24 protein-coding genes are annotated in these 23,659 nt (G+C 45.6%); 16 read left to right on the top strand and 8 right to left on the bottom strand.

The genetic code is table 11. The annotated features are described in order from the left end of the window. Window positions 1-20 precede the first annotated feature (20 nt). Both PATL_RS18600 and PATL_RS18595 read left to right on the top strand, forming a co-directional pair. Window positions 21-410 carry a response regulator gene (locus PATL_RS18600; protein ID WP_011576355.1) on the top strand — a complete coding sequence of 130 codons (390 nt, stop codon included), beginning with the start codon at window positions 21-23 and terminating at the stop codon, window positions 408-410. 19 nt (window positions 411-429) lie between these two features. Beyond that, complete coding sequence (locus tag PATL_RS18595; RefSeq protein WP_011576354.1) at window positions 430-1,557, top strand: MalY/PatB family protein; 1,128 nt, start codon at window positions 430-432, stop codon at window positions 1,555-1,557. A 144-nt stretch (window positions 1,558-1,701) separates the two neighbouring features. Here PATL_RS18595 and PATL_RS18590 read toward each other — a convergent pair whose 3' ends face one another. Continuing rightward, a complete protein-coding gene (locus PATL_RS18590) occupies window positions 1,702-3,936 on the bottom strand; it encodes a TonB-dependent receptor (protein ID WP_011576353.1) in 2,235 nt (744 codons plus the stop codon). Window positions 3,937-4,448: 512 nt separating this feature from the next. On the opposite strand from PATL_RS18590, the gene PATL_RS18585 reads away from it, so the two are divergent. Genes PATL_RS18585 through PATL_RS18575 form a run of 3 tightly spaced genes read left to right on the top strand, consistent with a single transcriptional unit; the run spans window position 4,449 to window position 7,099 of the window. After that, window positions 4,449-4,931, top strand: a complete 483-nt coding sequence (locus tag PATL_RS18585) for a MarR family transcriptional regulator (protein WP_011576352.1) — start codon at window positions 4,449-4,451, stop codon at window positions 4,929-4,931. A gap of 2 nt (window positions 4,932-4,933) precedes the next feature. Next, on the top strand, window positions 4,934-5,998 hold the full coding sequence (locus tag PATL_RS18580) for an HlyD family secretion protein (protein ID WP_011576351.1): 1,065 nt from the start codon (window positions 4,934-4,936) through the stop codon (window positions 5,996-5,998). Window positions 5,999-6,007: 9 nt separating this feature from the next. Then, entirely contained in the window at window positions 6,008-7,099 is a 1,092-nt protein-coding gene (locus PATL_RS18575; RefSeq protein WP_011576350.1) for a DUF2955 domain-containing protein, read from the top strand. Window positions 7,100-7,197: 98 nt separating this feature from the next. Here PATL_RS18575 and pgi read toward each other — a convergent pair whose 3' ends face one another. Together pgi and tal are read right to left on the bottom strand one after the other, a co-directional pair. Continuing rightward, window positions 7,198-8,841, bottom strand: a complete 1,644-nt coding sequence (gene pgi / locus PATL_RS18570) for a glucose-6-phosphate isomerase (RefSeq protein WP_011576349.1) — start codon at window positions 8,839-8,841, stop codon at window positions 7,198-7,200. Between the two features lie 81 nt (window positions 8,842-8,922). Beyond that, complete coding sequence (gene tal / locus PATL_RS18565; protein ID WP_011576348.1) at window positions 8,923-9,876, bottom strand: transaldolase; 954 nt, start codon at window positions 9,874-9,876, stop codon at window positions 8,923-8,925. Window positions 9,877-10,102: 226 nt separating this feature from the next. Here tal and PATL_RS18560 point away from each other — a divergent pair, with 226 nt between their 5' ends. Both PATL_RS18560 and yaaA read left to right on the top strand, forming a co-directional pair. After that, window positions 10,103-10,600, top strand: a complete 498-nt coding sequence (locus tag PATL_RS18560; protein WP_011576347.1) for a hypothetical protein — start codon at window positions 10,103-10,105, stop codon at window positions 10,598-10,600. Window positions 10,601-10,822: 222 nt separating this feature from the next. Then, entirely contained in the window at window positions 10,823-11,596 is a 774-nt protein-coding gene (gene yaaA / locus PATL_RS18555) for a peroxide stress protein YaaA (RefSeq protein ID WP_011576346.1), read from the top strand. A gap of 112 nt (window positions 11,597-11,708) precedes the next feature. Here yaaA and PATL_RS18550 read toward each other — a convergent pair whose 3' ends face one another. Then, entirely contained in the window at window positions 11,709-12,476 is a 768-nt protein-coding gene (locus tag PATL_RS18550) for a helix-turn-helix domain-containing protein (protein WP_011576345.1), read from the bottom strand. A 339-nt stretch (window positions 12,477-12,815) separates the two neighbouring features. On the opposite strand from PATL_RS18550, the gene PATL_RS22985 reads away from it, so the two are divergent. From PATL_RS22985 to yiaA, 3 genes are all read left to right on the top strand, one after another. Next, window positions 12,816-13,034, top strand: a complete 219-nt coding sequence (locus tag PATL_RS22985; protein ID WP_232283253.1) for a hypothetical protein — start codon at window positions 12,816-12,818, stop codon at window positions 13,032-13,034. Next, window positions 13,034-13,891, top strand: a complete 858-nt coding sequence (locus PATL_RS18540; RefSeq protein WP_011576343.1) for a DUF2145 domain-containing protein — start codon at window positions 13,034-13,036, stop codon at window positions 13,889-13,891. The genes PATL_RS22985 and PATL_RS18540 overlap by 1 nt, the downstream gene beginning before the upstream one ends. Window positions 13,892-14,095: 204 nt before the next feature. Next, window positions 14,096-14,539: an inner membrane protein YiaA gene (yiaA, locus tag PATL_RS18535; RefSeq protein ID WP_011576342.1), complete on the top strand. Its 444-nt coding sequence runs from the start codon at window positions 14,096-14,098 to the stop codon at window positions 14,537-14,539. Between the two features lie 136 nt (window positions 14,540-14,675). Here yiaA and gpsA read toward each other — a convergent pair whose 3' ends face one another. From gpsA to PATL_RS18515, 4 genes are read right to left on the bottom strand one after another with little or no spacing between them, the layout of a single operon-like run. After that, window positions 14,676-15,674: an NAD(P)H-dependent glycerol-3-phosphate dehydrogenase gene (gene gpsA, locus PATL_RS18530; RefSeq protein ID WP_011576341.1), complete on the bottom strand. Its 999-nt coding sequence runs from the start codon at window positions 15,672-15,674 to the stop codon at window positions 14,676-14,678. Between the two features lie 11 nt (window positions 15,675-15,685). Further along, window positions 15,686-16,195 (bottom strand): protein-export chaperone SecB, encoded by a 510-nt coding sequence (gene secB, locus PATL_RS18525; RefSeq protein ID WP_011576340.1) that lies wholly within the window; start codon window positions 16,193-16,195, stop codon window positions 15,686-15,688. Window positions 16,196-16,217: 22 nt separating this feature from the next. Then, window positions 16,218-16,475: a glutaredoxin 3 gene (grxC, locus tag PATL_RS18520; RefSeq protein ID WP_011576339.1), complete on the bottom strand. Its 258-nt coding sequence runs from the start codon at window positions 16,473-16,475 to the stop codon at window positions 16,218-16,220. A gap of 18 nt (window positions 16,476-16,493) precedes the next feature. Next, window positions 16,494-16,919: a rhodanese-like domain-containing protein gene (locus tag PATL_RS18515; protein ID WP_006991801.1), complete on the bottom strand. Its 426-nt coding sequence runs from the start codon at window positions 16,917-16,919 to the stop codon at window positions 16,494-16,496. A 270-nt stretch (window positions 16,920-17,189) separates the two neighbouring features. Between PATL_RS18515 and gpmI the strand changes: the two genes are divergently transcribed. The 6 genes from gpmI (at window position 17,190) to PATL_RS18485 (ending at window position 23,534) form a co-directional block, all read left to right on the top strand. After that, window positions 17,190-18,725 (top strand): 2,3-bisphosphoglycerate-independent phosphoglycerate mutase, encoded by a 1,536-nt coding sequence (gpmI, locus tag PATL_RS18510; RefSeq protein ID WP_011576338.1) that lies wholly within the window; start codon window positions 17,190-17,192, stop codon window positions 18,723-18,725. 62 nt (window positions 18,726-18,787) lie between these two features. Continuing rightward, the gene (locus tag PATL_RS18505; protein ID WP_011576337.1) at window positions 18,788-19,879 is read left to right on the top strand and encodes a murein hydrolase activator EnvC family protein; all 1,092 of its coding nucleotides are present in this window, start codon (window positions 18,788-18,790) and stop codon (window positions 19,877-19,879) included. Window positions 19,880-19,934: 55 nt separating this feature from the next. Beyond that, window positions 19,935-20,663 carry a divergent polysaccharide deacetylase family protein gene (locus tag PATL_RS18500; protein WP_232283252.1) on the top strand — a complete coding sequence of 243 codons (729 nt, stop codon included), beginning with the start codon at window positions 19,935-19,937 and terminating at the stop codon, window positions 20,661-20,663. Window positions 20,664-20,715: 52 nt separating this feature from the next. Next, the gene (locus tag PATL_RS18495) at window positions 20,716-21,660 is read left to right on the top strand and encodes a DUF808 domain-containing protein (protein WP_011576335.1); all 945 of its coding nucleotides are present in this window, start codon (window positions 20,716-20,718) and stop codon (window positions 21,658-21,660) included. A 206-nt stretch (window positions 21,661-21,866) separates the two neighbouring features. After that, window positions 21,867-22,097, top strand: a complete 231-nt coding sequence (locus tag PATL_RS18490) for a ChaB family protein (RefSeq protein ID WP_011576334.1) — start codon at window positions 21,867-21,869, stop codon at window positions 22,095-22,097. A gap of 177 nt (window positions 22,098-22,274) precedes the next feature. Further along, window positions 22,275-23,534, top strand: a complete 1,260-nt coding sequence (locus tag PATL_RS18485; RefSeq protein WP_011576333.1) for a serine hydrolase domain-containing protein — start codon at window positions 22,275-22,277, stop codon at window positions 23,532-23,534. Window positions 23,535-23,659 lie beyond the last annotated feature (125 nt).

The raw sequence follows: 23,659 nt of genomic DNA, 5'->3' as shown, positions 1-23,659 counted from the left end.
GTCAATTTTAAGGAGAAAATGTGCACGATGTAAATGTAATGATAATTGATGATGACGATATTACGCTAACATTGCTTGAGCACATTGTGGAGGAATTGGTCAGTGGTGAAATACTCGCTTTTTCAAGCAGTATTAAAGCCCATGCTTTTTTATTGACCGAAGATGCACAACGTATCAACTTAGTGATTTGTGACTGGCAAATGCCCAGTGTCAGCGGTATTAAAATACTAGAAACCTTGCGTGTGAAGTTGGAAAATTGCCCATTTTTGATGGTAACGGCAATGCCTACCCGAGATTTAGTAATGAGCGCCAAACGCCTTGGTGTGACAGATTTCATCGCTAAGCCCTTCAGTTCTGATGAGCTTACTCAGAAGCTTTCAACACTACTTGAGAAAATTAGTCCAGCTTAAAGAAGAGATGTATTGAATTATGCAGTTTGACAAAATTATTGATAGAACCCCCTCAAATGCCTACAAATGGGAACGCTACAAAGGTCGAGATATTCTCCCTATGTGGATTGCCGACACAGAATTTCGCTGTGCAGAGCCTATTCTTGATGCATTAAAAGCCCGTGCTGAACATGGATTACTTGGCTACACCTTGCCTAATCACGCGGCTGGCGCAATTCAAGCTGTGGTTGATTGGATGGCCAAGCAATATGATTGGAAAATTGAGCCTCAGTGGTTGGTATGGACTCCAGGGGTCGTGCCTGGCTTTAACATGGCGTGCCAAGCTTTCTGCCAACCCGGCGACAAGGTTATTGTGCAAACTCCAAATTACCCACCTATGTTAGCGGCCCCAAAACTGAATGGATTAGCGCGTGCTGATGTACCCACGGTGGAAGTGGACGGTAAGTGGATGCTTGATTTCGATGTGCTAGAGCAGCACGCTAAAGATCCAAAATGCACCTTATTTATTTTGTGCAACCCAATGAATCCAGTAGGCAGTGTGTTAGACGAGGCTCAACTTACCCGCGTGGCAGAGATATGCGCGGCGAATAATGTGATGCTATGTTCTGATGAAATTCACTGCGATCTGATTCTTGATAAAGACGCGAAGCATATTCCTGCGGGTAAGCTCGCCAGCGCAGAAAATAACTCAGTCACCCTAATGGCAGCCAGTAAAACCTTTAACGTGGCAGGTTTGGGCACGTCATTTGCGATTATTCCTGATGCTAAAGTGCGTCAGCGTTTTACTCAAGCGGGGCAAGGTTTAGTGCCTTGGGTGAACGTAATGGGCCTAGCGGCGACAGAAGCGGCGTTTACTCAATGTGATGATTGGTTGGCTGCCCAGTTAGATTACTTACGCGCTAATCGTGACTACTTAGTGGAGCAAATTAACCAAATCGACGGCTTACGCGTTATTGCCCCACAAGCGACTTTCCTCGCTTGGATCGACGCTAGCGGCTTAGGCGTGGAAAATCCTCAAACATATTTTGAAGAAAAAGGTGTCGGGCCATCACCCGGTATCGATTTTGGAGATAAACAGTTTGTGCGCATAAATTTCGGTTGCCCCCGTTCACAACTAGAGCAAGCGATTAACTGTCTTAAAGCCTAACCTTTTCTTAGAGAAACACGAGAAAGGCGCTAAACCCGTGCAGGTTTAGCGCCTTTTTTATTGGATTAATACCCATTCCAATACCAATACCAATAAATTTTCGCTGAGTGGCTAATTATTTAATGGTGTTGGTATAAGACCCGCTTAGAAGTTAACTCGAGCACCCAGCACAAAAGAGCGACCAGGTAGTGGTGCTACATCTTTTAAGAAAGAAGAATGCACCCGTGCAACCCTGTCAGTCAGATTATTGCCTTTAACAAATAAGGTCACATCTGAATCAGCCACTGAGGTGTAGTAATTCATCGAGGCTGACACCAAGGTGTAACCCTCAGTTTGGGTTTCATATGATGCAAAATGACTCTGTTTGGCATAATGAGTCGCTCCTAGCTCCGCATGCCAATCGTCGGTTTCCCAATGAAACTCCATCCCTAGGCGCATTGCAGGTATGCGCGGTACGTTACGGTTACCTTCTTCGCTGGCGGCTTCATCTAACTTGGCGCGAGTGTAATCGGCAAAGCTCTCGATTCGCAGGTTATCATTTAAGTGCCAGTCTAGCTGGGCTTCAAAACCATATAAAACCGCGTCTTGCTGACGGAAGATAAACACTGGCGTAACCTCTTCTTCATGATCGTGCTCATCTTCTAATTCTTCTTCTTCGTCGTGTCCGTGCAGTTGTTCACTGTCTAGTCCCGTGTCTTGCTCATACAGGTAATTAGCGATGTCGTTGTAGAAAAAGCTTACATCAGCCGTGATCGTATCTCCGTGATAGCGGTAACTTAAGTCGACGTTGTTTGACACTTCGTTCTCAACACTTCTGGTGGACTGGACTAATTCATAGCCGTCTTCGTCCAACTCAATATCAAACCCCGCACCGACTTCGAAGGTACCTGTGCTGATATGAAGGCCGTTAGAAAATATTTCGGACGCTGAAGGTGCACGCTCAGAGCGGGCATAGTTGAAGGCCAATGAGCTTCTATCATTCAAGGTGTACACAACACCCGCTGAGAAACTATTAGCGTTAAAAGACCCATCAGAGAAGTTGATCTCGCCGTGCTCTTCTTCGTGTTCCTCTTCCTCTTCGTGATGTTCTTCTTCAGCGAAAAAGGTGTTATCTGGCTGATGTTTGGTATGCTCGAAGCGTGCCCCGAGTTGCCATAAGAACGCGCCTGTTTGCTTCTCTTCTAATATAAATAGCGCAGTAGAGGTGGTTTTGGTACTGGGTGTGAATGCCTCATCCCCCAGAGCAGAAAAGTCAGATGAGGTGTAATGAATACCTACCACGCCTTCCCATCCACTTAGTGGTGCATGCTTTGCCCATAAACGAGACTCTTTTGCTTCATTGCTGAACGTGGTACCCACTGCGCCATCTTCAATTTCACTGTGCTCATAATCTGTATATGCATTGAGCCAATGTACCTGAGTAAATGGCCCGTCAATGTTTTGCCAATCGACTCTAGATTGATACCGGTTTTGCTTTAAGCGTGCAAATACGCTTTCTTCTTCATGCTCTTCTTCATGTTCGTCGTCATGATCGTCCTCATCATGGTCTTCTTCATCGTGCTCGTCTTCCTCATGTGCATGCTCATGACCCGGTATGCCATATTCGTTATCCAAACGGGCATATGAAAAGGCCACATTGACGTCGTCACCTATCCAGCCAATACCTAAGGTGCCACCGGTGGCATCAATGGCTGAGTTTTCTAATTTACCTATGCTGTCAGAATCTGCATCACTGGCTTCATTAGGGATGTCGTAGTCATCGCTGTCACGGGTAAAACCGTCAGCATGAAAAGCAAAATTGCCCACGCCACCGTTGATATCACCTGACAACATCTTTTCGTTCGACACGGTATCGTAAGATGTGGCCACTTCACCGTTAATGTCTTCTTGACGCTCGCGAGGTAAACGATTATCTACCACGTTGACCACGCCGCCAATTGCACCACTGCCATAAAGTAAGGTGGCAGGGCCACGCAATACTTCAATTTGAGTGGCCGTTGCGGCCTCAACCGTGGTGACATGATCAGGGCCGACGCGAGACGCATCAGAAGCGTCTAATCCATTTTGCAATACTTTAACTCGTGGACCATCTAAACCGCGAATAATTGGGCTACTGGCGACAGGACCAAAGTAGGTACTGTTAACGCCGGGCAGACCTTTGAGGGTTTCACCTAACGTAGCCGCTTGAGAATTATCTAATGCTTCACCGCCTAAAATAGTTACAGGAGTCGCGGATTCAAGCACCGAACGGCCAATGGGGTTGGCAGTGATAACTAAGGTCTCAATACTTTGTTCATCTTTTTGGATTGGTTTTTCTGCGGCATAAACGCCTGCACTGATAAGCGCGCTGCATAACGCGGATAGTTTTAACACTGACATTTGAGGACCTTACTGCATCTTATGATTGGCTGGTGATGTTATAATATAACACCAAAAAAGGCGGTTTTCGTCAATTATTTATTCAGTTTTTTACGCTTGGCAATAATAGGTTTGAGTTTCTGGGTATGTTTAGACTCGAAAATCCTAAATTAATGACTCGTTTTGCATTCAGATATTCCCTGCTGCTGACGCAGTAGCATTGGCGCTGGGTTCTATTCCATCTAAGCCGTTTATTTTCTTTACTCCCGCTATTCTTTCTCATCCGAAGTTTGCGCTAGGTGCCTACGCATTTCGAGCGTGGGCACAACGACTATCGTTGATTTAGTGATGGCGTCCGTCACTGCTCATTCTCAGAGCCGTTATTTAGCAGGATGATGTAAAGCACTATGTGTTAAATGTTTCAAATTATTAGTTAGCTTGCTAAGTAATTTTTAGCCTCTATAATACTTAGCATGCTAAGTAAATAGTCTGCATTCCCCTGATAAAGAAGGCAGAAGAAATGTGAGGTCGAAATGGCGGGTGAAAACAGTGAATACAGAAAGCTTAATAATCCAGCTTTGGGTTGGTTGTTAGGGCGTGTATTTCGCCTGTGGCGAAGTGCTATATCCCATTCGGTTAGGCCAATGGGAATGACCGAAGCGCGCTGGTCGGTGATGATGACTTTAAGAACCCTAGGCGAGGGCGTATCTCAACATACGCTGGCGAGTGAGCTTGGAATCGAACTGCCGTCTCTAAATCGCACAGTGAACCAGCTAGTGGAACGCAATTTGGTCGAGCGACGTGCGCATCTGAGTGATAAGCGCTGCAAATGTTTGTGGTTTACTGACGCGGGTAATGAACAACTGCAAACACTGGAAAGTTGCGTAGGGAAAGTGCGTAGTCAGTTAACCGACGGGATCACCGAGGAAGAGCTTGATAGCATGTTTAATGTATTGAAAAAAATTGAAAGTAATGCCTGTGCTTTGCTGGATAAGCCAACAGAGGGAGGACAATAACCATGGCACCTGATCAAATGTTTAAGCGTTGGGTACACATTGCTCTTGCTGTGTTTGCTTTGTCGTTTGCCTACTTTTTAGCGGCAGATTTATGGATGCCCGTTAGCACTCAGGCTAGGGTGCTGCACCCTGTGGTGAATATTTCTTCCAAGGTTAGCGGGCAGGTTAGTGATGTGTTGGTTGAAAATAATCAGCTAGTCGAAGCCGGACAGGTGTTATTTAGTCTAGATAAACGTCCTTACGAAATTGCGGTGGACAAGGCTAAATTGGCGGTTGAAAGCGCCAGCCAAACTAATCTACAACTTGACGCATCTATTGCTGCAGCTGAGGCACAGGCTTTAGCGTCAAAGGCCGACGTGGAAGAGCTGAAGCTGGAAGTAGAGCGTGTGGAAAGCTTGATTAAATCCAACACGGTTTCACGTCAACTATACGACCAAACCAAGGCCAACTACCGGGTTGCACAAGCCCAAGTCGAGGCTGCGCAGGCAGACGTCGTCAAGTATCGCGCTCAACGGGGTAAAGATGGCAATGACAACTTATTGCTTCGCCAAGCCGAAAATACGCTGCAAAATGCGCAATTGCAGCTAAATTACGCCGATGTGCGCTCACAAGTAACAGGGCGGGTGACAAACCTACAACTGCAACCTGGAAATTACGCTCAAGCCGGCTCAAGTGTTGCCGCAGTCGTGGTCGAGAAAGGTGACATTGTCGCTGATTTTAGAGAAAAATCGTTAAGCCATGTGCAAATTGGCGATCTCGCCTCCATTGTATTTGATGCTCACCCTGGGCGTGTTTTTGACGGCCAAGTATCAGCTATTGATGCCGGGGTAAAAGACGGTCAGATAAGCGCTGATGGCTCATTGGCTAATCCTGAAAACTCAGATCGTTGGGTACGTGATGCCCAGTACATGCGTACGCATATTACGTTACTTGAAGCGCCTGATCTGCTGAAGTCATTGCCCTCTGGGGCACGGGCGACCGTACAGCTTCATCCTGTGGGTGGCTTAGCGAGTTGGTTGGGAGCAGTGCAAGCCCACGTGATCAGCATCATTCACTACATATACTAGGTTGAACTGATGTCCAAATCGTTACTGAGATTACCGTTTATTCGTAAAGGGAGCGTCAGTAGGCCTGCGCACCGAGCGTTGACGGCCAACGAAGTGCGCCAATGTTTGCGCGTGGCTTTTGGCGCGACACTTGGCTTTACCATCAGCAAAATAATGGGCTGGAATTACGGTACGTTTTTTACGGTGTATCCCATGTTGCTTCTGGGTTTAGTACCGATTTTAAACAGTCACATTATTCGCCAGTTTCTGGCAAATGCCGTCTTGGTCACTACCTTTGTATTTGTGGTGCAAGGTATGTTTGGCGATCAACCCATTCCCATGACGATTACGGTTGTGATGATCTTCGCTTTTATGTTTCGCTGCATGTCTAACGGGGCAAATTTTTTGTTTGGCGCCGTGGGCATGGTGGGCTTATCAATGCAGCTACACTTCGCCAGTTACAGCAGTGCATCGGTAAGCGATTTGGTGATGTCGAATGTGGCCGCCACAGTGCTCACTGTATTCGTCGCCATGTTAATGCATTTACTGATCCCTGATGTAGAGGCCAGACCAAAGCCCCCAGTGATAAACAAACCTGACAGCAACCGCCGACATGAGGTTATTTTAGCCACTACCGTGGCGACGTTATCCTACATCGTGTTTCAAGTGCTGGATTTACAAGGCTCGCTATCGGCTCAGGTGTCATCTGTGTTGATTCTGTTTCCGTTAAATTGGCATGGGGCAGGACGCGCAGCGGTAAATCGCGCGATAGGCACATTGGTGGGCTGTAACATTGGTTTGGCTTGGCAGTTTATTTTGCTCGACCATAGTGGGATCTTATGGTTTGTGAGTATCGCCCTGTGGATCAGTGTGATGCTGTTTGCTCGCTATCATATGTTAGAAGGCGGCGGCTCGGGTGCAGGCTTTGGCGCGATGACGACTATGGGAATATTGTTCGGCCAGTATTTATCGCCTCAACAAGACCTAGTATACAACGCCCTTTATCGTTTTACCTCTGTCACCGTGTCGGTGGTATTAACGCTTCTAGCTGTGTATGGCATGCATAGGTTACTGAATAAATTCGCTAATACGCGCTTTATTCTAGATAGCGGGTCTACATAAAATGCTAGTCTACATAAGCACCTAACATCGGTAGTAAAAAAAACAGCAAAAAAAAGAGACCCTAGGGTCTCTTTTTTAGTGGTATTTGCAAATACGCATTAGCTATTGGCTTGCCTAAAGCGTGCAATCAAGGCGTTCGTTGAGCTATCAAAACCGAGGGCTGCATCCGTGTTAACAATTTTATCTAACACTTGGTTGCCAAGTTCTTTGCCTAATTCAACGCCCCATTGGTCAAACGAGTTAACACCCCATATTGCCCCTTGCACAAATACCTTGTGCTCGTACATGGCCACAAGAGAACCTAAGGTTTTCGGATCCATCTGTTCAAACAACAAAGTATTGCTTGGTTTGTTGCCTGGCATAGTTTTATGGGTGGCTAATTTAACTCTCTCGGCCTCATCAAGACCCTTACCTTCAAGGTCTGCATAACACTCATCAAACGTTTTACCCTGCATCAATGCTTGGGTTTGACCAAAGCAGTTTGACGCCAGCATAGCGTGATGGGTGTTGTCTTGGTTCGGCACATTCAATGGCAACATAAAGTCCGCGGGGATCAACAAGGTACCTTGATGAATAAGCTGGTGGAATGAGTGTTGGCCATTCGTCCCTTCGCTGCCCCAAATAATTGGGCCAGTGGCGTAATCTACGGCTGTGGTGTCGCCGCTGATATTCTTACCATTACTTTCCATGTCTAACTGTTGAACGTACGCAGGGAAACCACGTAAATAGTGGTAATAAGGTAAAAGAACGTGACTTTGGGCACCAAAGAAATTGATATACCACACACCTAACAATGCAGTCAGCATGGGTAAGTTTTGCTCTGCAGGAGCCGTTTTGAAATGCTCATCCATTTCAAAGGCGCCTTGAAGCAATTGACGGTAATTGTCATAACCTAATGTTAGGGCAATCGGTAAACCGATAGCAGACCATAAAGAGTAGCGCCCGCCAACCCAGTCCCACATAGGGAATATGTTGTCTTCAGCCATACCAAAGTCTGTGGCAGCCTTGATATTAGAAGACACAGCGATAAAGTGTTTGGCGATATCTTGCTGAGTGCCCCCAGCGTTTAAGAACCAGTCTTTAGCCGTTAGGGTATTTTGCAAGGTTTCTTGGGTGGTGAAAGACTTAGACGACATCACGACCAAGGTTTCTTCGTGATCTAGGTTCGCGAGTACATCTTGAATATGGCAGCCATCTACGTTAGCCACAAAATGCACTTTAACGCCATCAAACCAATAAGGTTTAAGAGCTTCAGACATAATTTTAGGACCTAAGAATGAACCGCCAATCCCTATGCTTACGATCTGTTTTAGGGCTTTTCCTGTGTAACCTTTACGCTCGCCGCTGTGAATACTGGCAACAAAATCTTTGATTTTGTCTTGGCAAGCAAGTACTTCAGGCATGACGTCTTGACCATCAACATAAACGGGCTCACCTGAGAAGTTACGTAATGCAGTATGTAAAACCGCACGTTTTTCAGTGTGGTTAATGATGTCGCCTTTAAACATCGCGTCGCGTTTCTGCGAGACTTGGCTTTCATCGGCTAAAGCGAACAAGGCTTTTAGTACATCATCAGTGATCAGGTTTTTAGAAAAGTCTAGTTCAATCCCGCAAGCCGTTTGCTGGTATTTACTGGCACGAGAGGTATCGCTGGCGAACCAGTCGCGCATGTGTTGCTGTTTAACATCTTCAGCTAATGAAGCAAGCGTTTGCCAAGTAGGGGTGTCAGTCAGCGCAGTCATGCAGGACTCCTTTGGGTGTTAATTTGATTTTATAAAGTAAAAAAAAGCGCCTAAACAGACGCTCTTTTGATGCTGTTTCTATTACACGTAGCTTTTAAGTAGCGTTTCAAGTTTCACTTGGTCTGCCGCAAAGTTACGAATACCTTCAGACAACTTCTCAGTTGCCATGGCATCTTGGTTCATTTCCCAGCGGAATGCAGCTTCATCAAGTGGCTTACCAGGAGTCGTTGTTGCTCCCGTGTCTTTCAGCTTCACTTCAAGCGGGGCATCGCTGTTAGATAACTCTTCCAACAAACCCGGGCTGATGGTCAAGCGGTCACAGCCAGCAAGTTCGGTAATTTCACCGATATTACGGAAGCTTGCGCCCATAACGACGGTTTTATAGCCGTGCTCTTTGTAGTAATTGTAGATCTTAGTCACTGATTGCACACCAGGATCTTCACTGGCTGCATATTCAGTTTTACCGGTTTTGGCTTTATACCAATCAAGTATACGGCCAACGAAGGGTGAAATTAGGTAAGCACCGGCTTCAGCACAGGCTTGGGCTTGAGCGAAACTAAACAACAAGGTTAAGTTACAATTGATACCTTCTTTTTCAAGGTGTTCTGCGGCTTTAATACCTTCCCATGTTGACGCTAATTTAATTAAGATGCGGCTTTTATCTATGCCTGCTTCTTTATACAAAGCGATAAGCTTGTGCGCTTTTTCGATGCTGGCTTGCGTGTCAAACGACAAACGGGCATCTACTTCTGTAGAAATACGACCAGGAACGATATTCACAATATCAGTCCCTATGGTCACCGCTAGCTTGTCACCAGCATCAATGATCTGCTGGTCAGCGTCATCAGATTGCTCTTTTGCCCAAGCAACCGCATTTTCAAGATGCGAGCGATATTGCTCCATCTCAGCCGCTTTAAGCAACAATGAAGGGTTGGTCGTCGCATCAACGGGTTGATACTTTTTGATCGCTTCTATGTCGCCAGTATCGGCAACAACAGTGGTGATATCGCGTAGTGCTTGTAATTGATTGGACATGCTAACCTCGAATTCATTATGTTGTAAAATTACAACATTTTAATCAACAAATGTATATGTTCTCAAATTTCCTAAGTTAATAGTGGGGCGTGATCGCGTCACTATCAATACTGCCGGCGAATTAAATCTTTATGACGGTATGTGAAGAATAACCAAGATCAGGTGAAAACAAACAGGTAGCATAGAATATAACCCTTGGCCTGCATACGCGAGTAAAACACCTTCAATGTCAGCAAAAATAACCCTATTACAAGAAGACATAAACCAACTGCCTGTAGATGCCTTAGTGCGATGCCAATATTCACAGGGAGATAGTCTTTACCAATACAATCACGAACAGCTTGAGCCTGAGCTTGGACAAGGAGCCGTCATCAAGATTACTCGACCCGCTGATGCGCAGTGGGTAGCCGATGTTATGTTGTTGCTAAAAGCCAACTGGGATTCAGCCGCTCCCCAGGAAAAAGCATCGCTTATTGAAATTGCGTATCACCAGGTACTTGATTTTGCGGATACCTCAAACATTCGAAGTGTGGCATTCAATGTATTAGGCGCTGAGAGTGAAAGTGATGACGCGACCTTAGCGCAATTATGTGGGCTGGCCGTAAGACGTGTCAGTGAAGCATCGATTACCTACAGCAACCTTAGAAAAATTATAGTGTGCGCGCGCAATGAGCAAGAATATCGATACTTAGTCAGTGCATTACAAACCTTGCAACTGCATTAGTATATTCTTAGGCGGAATCGGCTTTGCGACTTAAATTGAATGAACCCTGCTGCTGTGAATAAATCCACCATTTACAAACTCGTTATTAAGATGGGTTGATCCTGACGGGCAAGAGCCTCACTGTTAATAGAAATTAATAATCAAACTCATCTATTTTAATCGGTTGTACCTGGCGTAGCTGTTGGTATCATGATGCTATCTGATTAAGAGTAAGGAATTTACATGCTACTTGTTGTATCACCAGCCAAAAATCTCGATTTTGAGAAGCACAGCAATGCACCTTCGTCGAGCCAGCCTGAGTTGCTAGAGCACAGTCAGCAGCTGATTGATCGCAGCCGGAAGTTGAGCCCAGCGCAAATTGGCTCACTGATGAAAATAAGCGATAAACTCGCCGGCCTAAATGCAGACCGCTTCGCAGCTTGGCACACGCCTTTCACCGATGAGAATGCCAAGCAAGCGGTATTAGCCTTCAATGGCGACGTGTACGGTGGTTTAGATGCCGCCAGTTTTAGTGAGCAGGACTTTTCATATGCACAAAAACATATGCGTATCTTGTCGGGGTTGTATGGTTTATTGAAACCACTGGATTTGATGCAAGCTTATCGCTTAGAGATGGGCACCAAGCTAGACACTGAGCGAGGCACTAACTTGTATCAATTTTGGGGGAACATCATCACCGAAAAGCTCAATCAGGCATTGGCAGAGCAGGGTGATAACGTGTTGGTCAATTTGGCCTCTAGCGAGTATTTCACTGCGGTTAAACCAAAAGCATTAGACGGCGAAATTATCGAGCCGGTATTTAAAGATTTTAAGAACGGCCAATATAAAATTATCAGCTTCTACGCTAAAAAAGCCCGGGGCCTGATGGCACGTTATATCATTCAAAATAAAGTCAGTGACGTTGCCAAGCTTAGAGATTTTGACACGGCAGGGTATCGCTTTAGCGAAGAGCAAAGCGCAGGCAATAAGCTGGTGTTCTTGCGCGACGAACAATAACCCCCGCCGAAATAGTCATTTGAGGTAAATCGCTAGCAGCTGTAGCTGGATGACCAATACTGCTAGTGATTTCATTATTGTCGTGTGGGAGTTACAGAGGTGTCTTTGAACCTTAGCTTTTATTAAGTGGGCTTTCACGAGGTAGGTTTTCTCGATGCAGGTTTTCAAACAACGAAGGCTCCCACGGGCGCATGGCCATTAGTAAGCCAAAGTGCTGGCGTTTACTCAATGGCAAACTGGCATCTTCTTGGTTTAGTACCGCAGCCTCTTTGGTTAGTTGATTAAGTTTTCGCTGGATAATATCCACTGATGTCTGTGAGTAACGCCCACGCAGGTAAAATCGAAAAGTCCATGGCTCTTCCTTCTTAGGCGCCATAAATTTCACCATGACCTCTCGCTCCATAAATCGCTCTAATGGCCCGCCGGGTATCCATCTGAAATCTTGTGCAATCAGAGACTTGTAGTGATTGTTAGGCAGTAAATCGATAATTTTAATGCGATCTAACTTAGCCAGTAACTGCACACATTCATGAGTGTCGATAGCGTAATGCCCAATGATTTCATCAAAAGTCCAAGCATCGCGCACGCACACGGCAACGAGTAACAATTTAGTGTCAGCCAATAATTCATTTTCTTGTTCTTCGGTGAGCTGAGTCAGTTGCTGGGTTTGCTTTTGGGCGATGATGAATAAGTCAGAAAGGCTCATCTGCAAAATCTCACAAATTTGCTCTAAGCGGTCCAATGCAAAGCTGTTCGTTGAGAAGATGCGTTTTACGTTTGCTTCGCTCATGTCGAGTTTTTCGGCAATGTATTTGTACGTTATCTGATGCTGACGTAGCAACTGCTTTAAGGTGTTGCTGATTTGGCTAATCTGACTCATAAATCCCTTTAAGTAGCGTATTAATATACTTTTGGTTGCGACTGAGTATACATAAACGGTCATTGTTTACACAGGTAATACTGGTGCTTAATCTGTGTCTCGTCTCTTGGCAGCGCCATTAGGCAACAAATAATATCTACTGATAACAATGAAAAAGGATGACCGATGAAACTTATCAATACGCTACTTACCGCGACATTTATACTTGGCACCACTGTTATTGGCACTGGCAAGGCCAACGCTGCGGGCTCAGTATAGCATAGTGCTCAAGCGAGCAAGCATTCTGCATTAGCGGTAACAGAAGGCGTCGCATCCACTGCCAAAGTGGCCAGTGTTGCCGTGGCCACCCCACTGATCGTTGCTGGTGGGGTGAGTTTGGTTACCGGCAGCGTTATTGTCGAAGCCGCTGATAGCATCAAAAGTAGTCATAGCAGCCACAGCCATGCTGATAAAAATACGCAGCTTGAGCCATTAGTCATAAGTGACGCTACTGTCACCGTTGACCCTGCGCCAAACCAGGTCATCGTTATTCAAAACAATAACACGCAAGGTCAATAATGATGACTATGTCTTCTAAACAATGGCTTACAGCGTTAGTCCTTACATTCACCTTTTCTTTCACAGCGACAGCGGGCAGCCAAGCGAATAAAGTGGCAACGCATGAGCCAGAGCAGATCGTCCACTTTGCTAAAAATGTGGAGAAGTATGCGGCCAGCCAAGGAGCAAGAGCATTTATTATTGCTAGAGTGGGCCGCCCGCAAAAAGATCTGCCCAAAGGGATACGCTTCACTCATACGGCGGTGGCTATATATTCAGATATCACCCTAGATGACGGTGAACTGGTCAAGGGTTACGCGATTTATAATCTGTATCAAAAAAGCGGCGAGTTAGACAAAAGCCAGTTAGTCACCGATTACCCAGTTGATTTTTTTTGGGGCGCTGCTCAGCTAAGCGCAGGAGTGATTATTCCCACGCCTGATATGCAAACGCGTTTAATTGACATCATTAGCACAGGTAAAAATGCGCAGTTGCATAACGAAAACTACTCGGTGATTGCTAACCCCATGAACAGGCAACTGCAAAACTGCACCGAGCATACGTTGGACATGCTCAATGCCGCGATTTATCAAACGACAGATATAGATAAATTAAAAGCCAATACCCAAGCATATTTTACGCCCCAGCGTGTGCATACCAGCCGTTTTAAGCTAATGTTTGGTGCAATGCTGCAAGATGATGTGACCACGAAAGATCATACTGGCAAAGTGTCCACCACGACCTTTACATCTATTGCCCAGTATTTAGCTAAATACGATTTGGCCAGTCAGAGCGTTATTTTAGGCAGTGACGGACAAGCAGTAGAAATTATGTCTGGTTCGAAATTTGTGGCCAGTGCAGCGAATTCATCAATATAAGACAAAGCTGGGTTCAGACTGTTCGGCAAATGAAGTTAAGAGAAATGAAAAATAAAAGCACTAAAGTATCGTAATAATAAACTTTCGGTGTAGCTATGCTCAACAAGCATCAATAGGGTTTATTTAGTCTGAACTAAAAGGCATATTCGTCTCACCCCAGCAAGACGCAGGGGTGCAAACAACTAATCAAAGAAGGACAAACACATGACAATTCAAGCACCGACGAAATCATATACATTGGCATCATTAGCAGCATTACTGATTGGCACGGTTGCCTACAGTATCGGCTTGTTCAATGCACAGATGGCGCTAAATGAAAAAGGTTACTATTTGATCATCATGCTCTACGGTTTGTTCTCAATGGTATCCCTGCAAAAAACAATCCGTGATAAAGCCGAAGGCATTAAAACCTCAAGCATGTATCAAACGTTATCATGGGCATCATCTGGTTTTGCTATCGCGTTATTAGCAATCGGCTTATACAACGCAGAATTAGCATTAAGTGAAAAAGGCTTTTACGCCATGGCGTATGTGCTGAGTTTGTTTGCCGCTGTGACAGTACAAAAGAATGTACGTGATAAAGACGCATTGGCCGGAAAACAAGAGGAAGTGCAGCAAGCAGAGTTCGCTACAGAGCAAGTGAGCTAATATAGAAACTAAAAAAATAGCGCTGAGTTAAAAAGCCGAGGGAAGCATATGCTTCCCTCGGCTTTTTTTGGTATCTCTAATTCAGTCGCTTAACGTTATGTGATTAACGCAATTGCAAGCAACTCAAGCCTACAACTTACTCGGAAGTTTGCTCCCGGCCTAACAAGGCGAGAGCCGCTTCTTTCGCGGGTTTACCTTGGTACAGCACTTGGTATATTTGTTCGCAAATGGGCATTTCAACCTGGTGCCTTGCAGCCAACTGATGCACCTCTTTGGTGTTGCGGTAACCTTCAACCACTTGGCCAATTTCTGCAATCGCATCGTCTATGCTTTTGCCTGCGCCTAAGGCCAGCCCGAAGCGTCGATTACGTGATTGATTATCCGTGCAAGTCAATACCAGATCGCCTAAACCAGCCATACCCATGAAAGTTTCTGGTTGTGCGCCTAAGGTGATGCCTAAGCGGGTTAACTCTGCCAAACCTCGGGTAATCAACGCGGTTCTGGCATTGGAGCCAAAGCCTAATCCATCAGCTAATCCAGCGCCGATGGCAATCACGTTTTTCACTGCACCGCCGAGTTGAACACCCACAAAATCATTGTTTTTGTAAACGCGGAAAGAACGAGAGCAGTGCAGCATGTTGGCAAAATCAGTAGCCAACTGTTCATCGGTAGAAGACACAGAAATGGCAGTGGGTAGACCTGCGACCATTTCTTTGGCAAATGTAGGGCCTGAAACAACCGCAAGGGGAATAGCGTCGCCGAGTATTTCTCGGGCTACATCTTGCAGTAATCGACCATTTTCTGGGTCGAGGCCTTTTGTAGCCCAAATGATTCTATGTGCTGGAGTGAGCATGGGTTTGATTTGGCGCAGCAGTGCCGAAAAACCATGACTTGGCGTCACGATAAGCAAATCATTGTTAAGGTTAACCGCTTTGAGCAAGTCAGCTTCAATCACTAATGGACCGGGAAATGTAGCACCGGGTAGGTATTTTTGATTGCATCTGGCTGTAGCCATATCTTGCATTTGCTTTGGGTCTCGCCCCCACAATGTAGTGGCAACGCCATTTCTGGCCAGACAAAAAGCAAGGGCGGTGCCATACGACCCCGCCCCTAACACTGAAACTGTTTGTTTCATTGGCTAAGTACTTACGCGTCTAGCTGCGTAGGTGCTTGTTCTTGTGCCTGCTGAGCCGCACGTTTTTGCATGTATGCTGCAAAAATAGCGTCAAAGTTTACCGGCGCAAGGTTAAGAGGAGGGAAAGTACCACGATTGACTAAATTAGAAATCGTTTCGCGTGCATAAGGGAAAAGCGTGTTCGGGCAGAAAGAGCCCAACATGTGCGCTTTATTTTGCTCAGGCATTTCGCCAATCGCGAAGATACCCGCCTGCTGTACTTCACACAAAAAGGCTGTTTCTTCACCTAACATAGCCGTTACAGTGACAGCCAAAACGATCTCGTAGACATTTTCTTCGATCAGCGCACTACGGGTGTCCAAATCTAGTTGAACTTCAGGTTTCCATTCTTTTTGAAAAATCGCCGGTGAATTAGGCGTTTCAAAAGAAATGTCCTTAGTGTAAATGCGTTGAATTGCGAATTGAGGTCCCTGAGCGGCTTGTGCTGCGTCAGCTGGGGTTGTTTGGTTTTCTTCAGCCATTATGCTTCCTTAAATTTTCTGCTTATGCAGAAAGTAATGTATCTAATTTATTTTGTGATTCTAGTGCGAACATTTCGTCACAACCACCTACATGATGCTCACCGATAAATATCTGTGGCACGGTTGAACCACCATTAGCGCGGGTGATCATCTCTGGACGAAGCTCAGGTTGAACATCCACTTTAAATTCGGTATACGTCACGCCTTTTTGCTCCAACAGGGCTTTAGCGCGGTGACAGTAAGGACAATGTCCTTTGGTGTAAATTTCGACTTTACTCATGTTAAAAATACCTTTTGTTTATTTGCTAATTGGAAGACTCGCGCCTTGCCAAGCGTTCATCCCACCTTTAAGAACGGATACCTGCTCAAAACCTTCCTTCAGCATTTGGTTTGCGGTACGTTTACATGTCATTCCCATTGCGCACACAACAATAATGGGTTTGTCTTTTTGTTTTTCAAGGCCGGTAAAATCGCCTTTGGTTACCTGCTCAGGTTTGATCTGTTTCGCGCCTAAGATGTGGCCCTTTTTAAATTCAGCGACAGGGCGAATATCCAGCACCATAGCATCATCTTTATTCATTAGAAGAGTGGCTTCATGGGTGCTTAGCTCTTTTAGTTTTGAAAATGAACTCGCCACTGTGGAGTAAAGTAAAGCTACTAACAAAGCGACGAATAAACCCGCTAAAATGTAGTGATTTGTAGCAAATTCAATCACTTGTTCCATAATTATTGCGCCTCATAGATGCAGTCAGGGTAAAAAAATGAGTGCAAAGTATATAGAAATTATCGCCTAAAACCAGTGGCAGGGCGCATCCTTGGCATAACTTATAAAATAAGCTTTTGTAAACCTACGATTTTTCCATTAATTGGCCGTGACGCGCCACCACACACAGGATAATATGACGCCTGCGGTGGTAAAGTGCTTACTTGCACTTTGTATTCTATCTATCTGCCCCCAAGTTAACTTTTACAATCTTATTTAGCGGAGACAAACATGAGCCAAAGCAAAAAAACGGTAGCCCTTATTATTATGGATGGCTGGGGTCACAGAGAAGACACCACCAACAACGCTATCGCCCATGCCAAGACTCCCGTGCTTGACCGCTTAACCAAAGAAACTACCAATACCTTGATATCCGCCTCCGGTATGGATGTAGGTTTGCCAGGTGGGCAAATGGGGAACTCGGAAGTGGGTCACGTTAATTTAGGCGCAGGTCGCGTGGTATATCAAGATTTTACGCGCGTAACGAAAGCCATTGAAGACGGGGATTTTTTCGAGAACGAGGTTTTGGTGAGTAACGTCGACAAAGCCATCAAGCAAGACAAAGCCGTGCACATCATGGGGCTTCTTTCGCCGGGTGGCGTTCACAGTCACCAAGACCATATTTTCGCCATGATTAAACTGGCTGCCAAGCGCGGCGCGAAGAAAATCTTCTTGCATGCCTTCTTAGATGGACGCGACACCCCTCCGCGCAGCGCCAAAGCACCACTTGAAGCTGCCGACAAAGTATTCGAAGAATTGGGCGTGGGTAAAACCGCCACTCTGGTTGGCCGTTACTACGCTATGGATCGTGATTCACGTTGGGATCGCGTCGAAAAAGCATACAAGGTTATCGCTAAAGGTGAAGGCGCGTTCAACGTAGCCTGCGCTATTGAAGGGCTAGAAAATTCTTACAGCCGCGATGAAAACGATGAGTTTATGCAACCTACTGTTATTGGTGATGCTGCGCCAATTGAAGATGGTGATGCGTTAGTCTTCATGAACTTCAGAGCGGATCGCGCCCGTGAAATTAGCCGTCCATTTGTGGAAAAAGATTTCAGCGATTTCGAAAAAGGCGAGCACATCGATTTAAGTGCATTTGTGATGCTCACTCAGTATGCCGAAAGTATTGACGCACCAGCAGCATATCCGCCGGTTGCTTTGGTAAATGTAATGGGTGAATGGTTGGCTAATCACGGCAAGACCCAGTTACGTATTTCTGAAACTGAAAAGTTTGCCCATGTAACGTTTTTCTACAGTGGGGGCAAAGAGGATTTATACGAAGGTGAAGAGCGTATATTGATCCCGTCACCAAAAGTCGCGACATATGACTTACAACCTGAAATGAACTCAACTGAACTGACTGACAAACTGGTTGAAGCTATTGAGTCAGGCAAGTTTGATGCAATCATTTGTAATTACCCTAACGGTGATATGGTGGGGCACACAGGTAACTTCGACGCTGCGGTTAAAGCATGTGAAGCCGTTGATACCTGCATTGGCCGAGTAGTTGAAGCCATCAAAAAAGTCGGTGGCGACTGCTTGATCACAGCTGACCATGGTAATGCCGAGAAAATGGCGGATGAAACCACTGGCCAAGCGCACACGGCGCATACCAGTGAACTCGTACCGTTTTGGCATGTAGGGCAGAAAACCACAGCCCGTTCAGGCGGTACCTTAAGTGATGTTGCACCCACCATGTTGCATTTGATGGGCATGGAACAACCCGCAGAAATGACCGGCAAGCCTATAGTTACTCTGGTTAAGTAACTCCTTTGCTACCATTGTTGTTATGGTTGAAACAAACAAAAGCACCATGCTTATGGTGCTTTTTGTTTGTTTGCTTGTCACCCATTTATGCCAATGGCCAGTCCAAAGATGAACTACAAGCACTACAAAAACAGATAAAGCAAAAGCAGCAACACGTTGCCCAGCAGTTAGCAAAAGCGAAAAGTTTACAATCTGATTTAAAGCAAATTGAACTGAAGATCGCCAAAGCGGCGACGGCACTCAATGCCACTGAGCAAGAGCTTAAGGACAATCAGCAAGAGCAAAAAAAGCTTAAAAAACGCCAAAGTGATATTCAGCAAAAATTAGCCCAGCAACAAGATGTGTTAGCTAGGCAAATTCGTAGCGCGTTTATGACAGGCAACCATGATTACGCCAAGATGCTACTCAACCAAGAAAACCCAGGCAAGTTCGAGCGCACCATCACCTATTATCAATACCTGAATGAGGCGCGTCGTGAATTAATTGACGAGTTTTTGCTACTGGGTAAAGAGCTGACACAGGTCAATCTAACCTTGATTGAAAAGCAAGACAGCCTACAAAATCTGCTCGATCGCCAACAAGCGCAACAAGCCACGCTAAATCAAGGGCAAAAGAGCCGTAAGCAGACGTTAAGCAAATTACAGTCTGCCATTGAAAGCGATGCGGCCAAAATTGAAGAACTGCAAGCAAATGAGCAGAATCTACGAAAAGCCATCGCTGAAGCGGAGCGCTTGGCAGCCCAAAAACCGACCAGCTTCGACGGTTTAGCCAAACTAAAAGGCAAATTGTTGAAACCAGCAGATGGCCGAGTGCGCAAATTATTTGGTACAAAACGTGAGGGGCAGATACGCTGGAAAGGCATTATTGTTGAGGGAAATGCAGGCAGTAATGTTATCGCGATCCACCATGGTAAAGTTCTGTACGCTGATTGGTTGCGGGGCTTTGGTTTGGTCACTGTGCTCGATCACGGTAATGGCTACATGAGCTTGTATGGCCACAATCAAGCTTTACTGCATCAGGCCGGTGATACCGTGGCCGCTGGTGAGCCCATTGCGCTTGTTGGTCAAAGTGGCGGGCAAACCTCCCCTAATTTATATTTTGAAATTCGCTACAAGGGCGACCCTGTTAACCCCACGCAATGGATTAAGCTTTAATGGGCGCTCTGGTCATATGTTGAACTTTTCATTCCGCCTCTGGTGCATATCGCTCTTGCTGACTTTGCTCCCGACTTCGGCGGCGCTAAGCGCGCAGATCGCTATTATCATTGATGACGTTGGTAACAACAGTCATCGAGATGCAGCAGCCTTGGGGTTACCCATTAACGTTGCTATTTCGATTTTGCCTCACAAGCATCTAAGCCAAAAATACGCCCTGATGGCGCACGAGCAGCACCGAGAATTCCTACTGCACATGCCGATGGAGTCGATGGCGGGTATCAAGCAAGAGTCAAACGTGTTGTTGGCCAGTATGAGCGATAAGCGGATTGTGCAAACCTTAAATGATGCGTTTGCCAGTGTGCCCAATGCACTGGGATTGAATAATCATATGGGGAGTCGTTTAACACAGTTAGAAACCCCGATGCGCACCACCATGAGCTACTTACATCGTCACGGGCTCATTTTTGTCGACAGTCGCACAACGGCATTGACCCGAGCAGAAGCTATTGCCAAGCAAACGAAGGTGCCAGCACTGCGGCGACATGTATTCTTGGATAACGACTTATCCGAAGCAAAAATAGAGCGCCAGTTTAATATATTGGTCAAAAGAGCGCGTAAATACGGGCGCTCTCTGGCGATTGGTCACCCTCATATGCAGACGATTGCCTACCTGAAAAAAAGGCTACCAACGTTAGCCCAAGACGATGTACAGTTAATTCCCCTCAGTGCTATGTTGACGCCCCAAGTGGATAACGCTAAACCGCTGCATATAGGTGATTAGCGCAGTAAATTTACACTGAACTTTTTTTTCAATTTATATTTAGGAGCCAAGCATGGCCGCTGCAAACCTACTCGCATTGATTGATGACATTGCTACCATTCTTGATGATGTAGCCGTGTTATCAAAAGTGGCTGCCAAGAAAACAGCCGGCGTGTTAGGCGACGACTTAGCCTTAAATGCCGAGCAAGTATCCGGAGTAAAAGCCGAACGTGAGCTTCCGGTTGTATGGGCTGTGGCGAAGGGCTCGTTCTTAAATAAGTTAATTTTGGTACCCTCAGCCTTACTGATAAGCGCGTTTCTTCCTTGGCTTATTGTTGTGTTGCTGGTGATTGGTGGTTTGTATTTATGTTTTGAAGGGTTCGAAAAAGTTGCTCACAAATGGCTGCACAGTGAAGAAGAACGGGAAGCAGAGCATCAGGCCCAATTGAATGCGATTGCCGATCCTAAAGTCGATTTGGTCACTCTTGAAAAAGACAAGATTAAAGGGGCCATTCGAACGGATTTTATCCTATCCGCAGAAATTGTAGTGATCGTCTTAGGCACGGTACAAGACCAACCGCTCACAACGCAAATCGCAGTGGTCTCGGCTCTTGCGATCGCTATAACGATTGGGGTTTACGGTTTGGTTGCAGGTATCGTAAAACTTGACGATGCGGGTTTATACATGCTGAGAAAATCGGTCTCCGGCTCGTTTAACACAATTCAGCGTTTCATCGGCCGAAGCTTGCTAATTATTGCACCTATGTTGATGAAAAGCTTAGCTATTATTGGTACTGCAGCCATGTTTCTTGTAGGAGGGGGCATTGTGGTGCACAGCGTGCCTTTCATCCATCACATTGTTGGGGATATGTTGTATCCAGTTACTGAGAACGGCGGTGCGCTGGCAGGTATTTTACCTGTAGTAGCTGACGGCGTCGTGGGCATTATTGCTGGTGGTTTAGTGTTACTTGTGGTCACGCTAGCAAGCAAGGTCATCAATGCTGTTCGTGGTGAATAATCCTTTGTAAATTTTGCTACTCTGTTGTGCTATTTACTTAAGTTTTAGGAGAGAATGTTAGCAGGGTTTCTTGTGATATCTTAACGTCACATCTTGCATAATCACTATTGGTAGGCTTCGCGACTCACCATTGTAAATGTCCAAATTATCGGAATCCTTTTTGCTTTACTCACGTTTTCAATTGTGACGAAAAGAAGGAGCATCCCATGCCATACGATTCGCATAAAGACCTCCCCGAAAGTGTACAAAATGTATTGCCCCCTCATGCCCAAGATATTTATCTCGCTGCTTTTAATAATGCCTGGAACGAGTACAAAGACCCAGATGATAGACATGGCAAGCAAGGTCGTGAAGAAGTCTCCCATAAGGTGGCTTGGTCAGCTGTGAAGCAGTCTTTTCACAAAAATGATGATGGCATGTGGGTCAAAAGCAGCTAGGCCATACATAACCAAGAAATACGCTCGTTGCTGATAAACTTATGTCAGCGTAATACATTTGTCGTGGTGATGGTGTTTCATTGGTATCTCTGATGATTTGTCACATTAGTATGATATATCCTATAGTTCTCAATCGACGCACTCTTAATTGACGCACTATATAAAAACAGGTCATACATGAAAAAAACCAATCAATTTTTACTCGCCTGCGTTGCCAGTACTTTACTGGCAACCAATGCCTTTGCCGACATCCGTACTACTAACCCTGAGAAAGTCGGTATGTCAGAAGCGCGTTTAGAACGTATCGAGCCCGTGATGCAAGCGTTTGTGGACGAACAAAAGCTTGCTGGCACACTCACTTTGGTCGCGCGAAAAGGCAAAGTGGTCCACCTTGAAGGTGTGGGTTTTAGGGATCGTGAGGCTAAAACGCCTATGACAGAAGACACGATTTTTCGTATTTACTCCATGACAAAACCTATTACCGCTGTTGCCGCATTGACCTTGTGGGAGCAAGGTAAATTTCAGATGAACGATCCGATCAGTAAGTACTTACCAGAGTTGGCAAACCTGAAGGTGTTCGCTGGAATGGACGGTGAGAATATGATACTTGAAGATACCAACAAGGTGATGACCATCAAGCAGCTGTTCACCCATTCTGCTGGTTTCAGCTATGGCTTTAGTCAAAGCCCAGTGGATAAGTTATACCAACAGTCGGCACTTTTTTCCGGTGAAACAAAGCGTGAAGACCTGCTGAAAGAGGTCGCAAAGTTACCGCTTAATCATCAACCCGGAACGAAGTGGAATTACAGCATAGGTACCGACATTATAGGTGTATTAGTGGAACGCTTGTCGGGGCAAACCTTGGGAGAATACTTCGAACAGCATATCTTCAAACCGCTCAAAATGAGTGACACGGGGTTTTATGTGCCGAAAAGTAAGCAAGATCGTTTAGCACAAATTTATGTCATCAATCAGCAAGGTCAAACCGTTCCTATGGAGAATGAACCTCTGGGTGACTACTTGTCTGCCCCTGAAATCGAATCAGGTGGCGGTGGTTTAGTGTCAACCATCGCAGATTACTATACATTCGCTCAAATGCTGTTAAATGGCGGGGAATACAAAGAAAAGCGTATTCTGGGTCGTAAAACCGTAGAGTATATGCGCACTAACCACTTACCAGCGAGTCTGATCCCGTTTGAACCCTCTTCGACAGGTGAAGGTTATGGACTTGCTATGTCTGTTACGGTCGACGAACAGGGCGCAAATACGATGGGTTCTAAAGGCGACTATGGTTGGGCTGGTGCGGCTTCAACTTACTTTAGAATTGATCCAAAAGAGCAAATGATTGTCATCGCTATGACCCAATTAATGCCCTCGAGTTTCTTCTCGTACAATAAGGACTTCAAAAATATGGCTTATCAGGCGCTGGTTGATTAGTGCATTGCTAAGCTGAGAGTCACATTATGCAAACTTGTAAGCCACTGTTTTTTCCAGTGGCTTTTTTGTATCACTCGGTGAGTGACTTTTTCGTTGCACTGTCCCATTTTTACGTTGATCACAGA

Origin of the sequence: Paraglaciecola sp. T6c (assembly GCF_000014225.1) — a bacterium.
GTDB classification, from domain to species: Bacteria; Pseudomonadota; Gammaproteobacteria; order Enterobacterales; family Alteromonadaceae; genus Paraglaciecola; species Paraglaciecola atlantica_A.
Note: the sequence above shows the minus strand (reverse complement) of the source record. Positions and strands in the feature narration are given on the sequence as shown.

Excerpts from the sequence above, each read along its gene's own strand:
- PATL_RS18595 (WP_011576354.1), top strand. The coding sequence starts at position 430 with ATGCAGTTTGACAAAATTATTGATAGAACCCCCTCAAATGCCTACAAA.
- PATL_RS18590 (WP_011576353.1), bottom strand. The coding sequence starts at position 3,936 with ATGTCAGTGTTAAAACTATCCGCGTTATGCAGCGCGCTTATCAGTGCA.
- PATL_RS18585 (WP_011576352.1), top strand. The coding sequence starts at position 4,449 with ATGGCGGGTGAAAACAGTGAATACAGAAAGCTTAATAATCCAGCTTTG.
- PATL_RS18580 (WP_011576351.1), top strand. The coding sequence starts at position 4,934 with ATGGCACCTGATCAAATGTTTAAGCGTTGGGTACACATTGCTCTTGCT.
- PATL_RS18575 (WP_011576350.1), top strand. The coding sequence starts at position 6,008 with ATGTCCAAATCGTTACTGAGATTACCGTTTATTCGTAAAGGGAGCGTC.
- pgi (WP_011576349.1), bottom strand. The coding sequence starts at position 8,841 with ATGACTGCGCTGACTGACACCCCTACTTGGCAAACGCTTGCTTCATTA.
- tal (WP_011576348.1), bottom strand. The coding sequence starts at position 9,876 with ATGTCCAATCAATTACAAGCACTACGCGATATCACCACTGTTGTTGCC.
- PATL_RS18560 (WP_011576347.1), top strand. The coding sequence starts at position 10,103 with ATGTCAGCAAAAATAACCCTATTACAAGAAGACATAAACCAACTGCCT.
- yaaA (WP_011576346.1), top strand. The coding sequence starts at position 10,823 with ATGCTACTTGTTGTATCACCAGCCAAAAATCTCGATTTTGAGAAGCAC.
- PATL_RS18550 (WP_011576345.1), bottom strand. The coding sequence starts at position 12,476 with ATGAGTCAGATTAGCCAAATCAGCAACACCTTAAAGCAGTTGCTACGT.
- PATL_RS18540 (WP_011576343.1), top strand. The coding sequence starts at position 13,034 with ATGATGACTATGTCTTCTAAACAATGGCTTACAGCGTTAGTCCTTACA.
- yiaA (WP_011576342.1), top strand. The coding sequence starts at position 14,096 with ATGACAATTCAAGCACCGACGAAATCATATACATTGGCATCATTAGCA.
- gpsA (WP_011576341.1), bottom strand. The coding sequence starts at position 15,674 with ATGAAACAAACAGTTTCAGTGTTAGGGGCGGGGTCGTATGGCACCGCC.
- secB (WP_011576340.1), bottom strand. The coding sequence starts at position 16,195 with ATGGCTGAAGAAAACCAAACAACCCCAGCTGACGCAGCACAAGCCGCT.
- grxC (WP_011576339.1), bottom strand. The coding sequence starts at position 16,475 with ATGAGTAAAGTCGAAATTTACACCAAAGGACATTGTCCTTACTGTCAC.
- PATL_RS18515 (WP_006991801.1), bottom strand. The coding sequence starts at position 16,919 with ATGGAACAAGTGATTGAATTTGCTACAAATCACTACATTTTAGCGGGT.
- gpmI (WP_011576338.1), top strand. The coding sequence starts at position 17,190 with ATGAGCCAAAGCAAAAAAACGGTAGCCCTTATTATTATGGATGGCTGG.
- PATL_RS18495 (WP_011576335.1), top strand. The coding sequence starts at position 20,716 with ATGGCCGCTGCAAACCTACTCGCATTGATTGATGACATTGCTACCATT.
- PATL_RS18490 (WP_011576334.1), top strand. The coding sequence starts at position 21,867 with ATGCCATACGATTCGCATAAAGACCTCCCCGAAAGTGTACAAAATGTA.
- PATL_RS18485 (WP_011576333.1), top strand. The coding sequence starts at position 22,275 with ATGAAAAAAACCAATCAATTTTTACTCGCCTGCGTTGCCAGTACTTTA.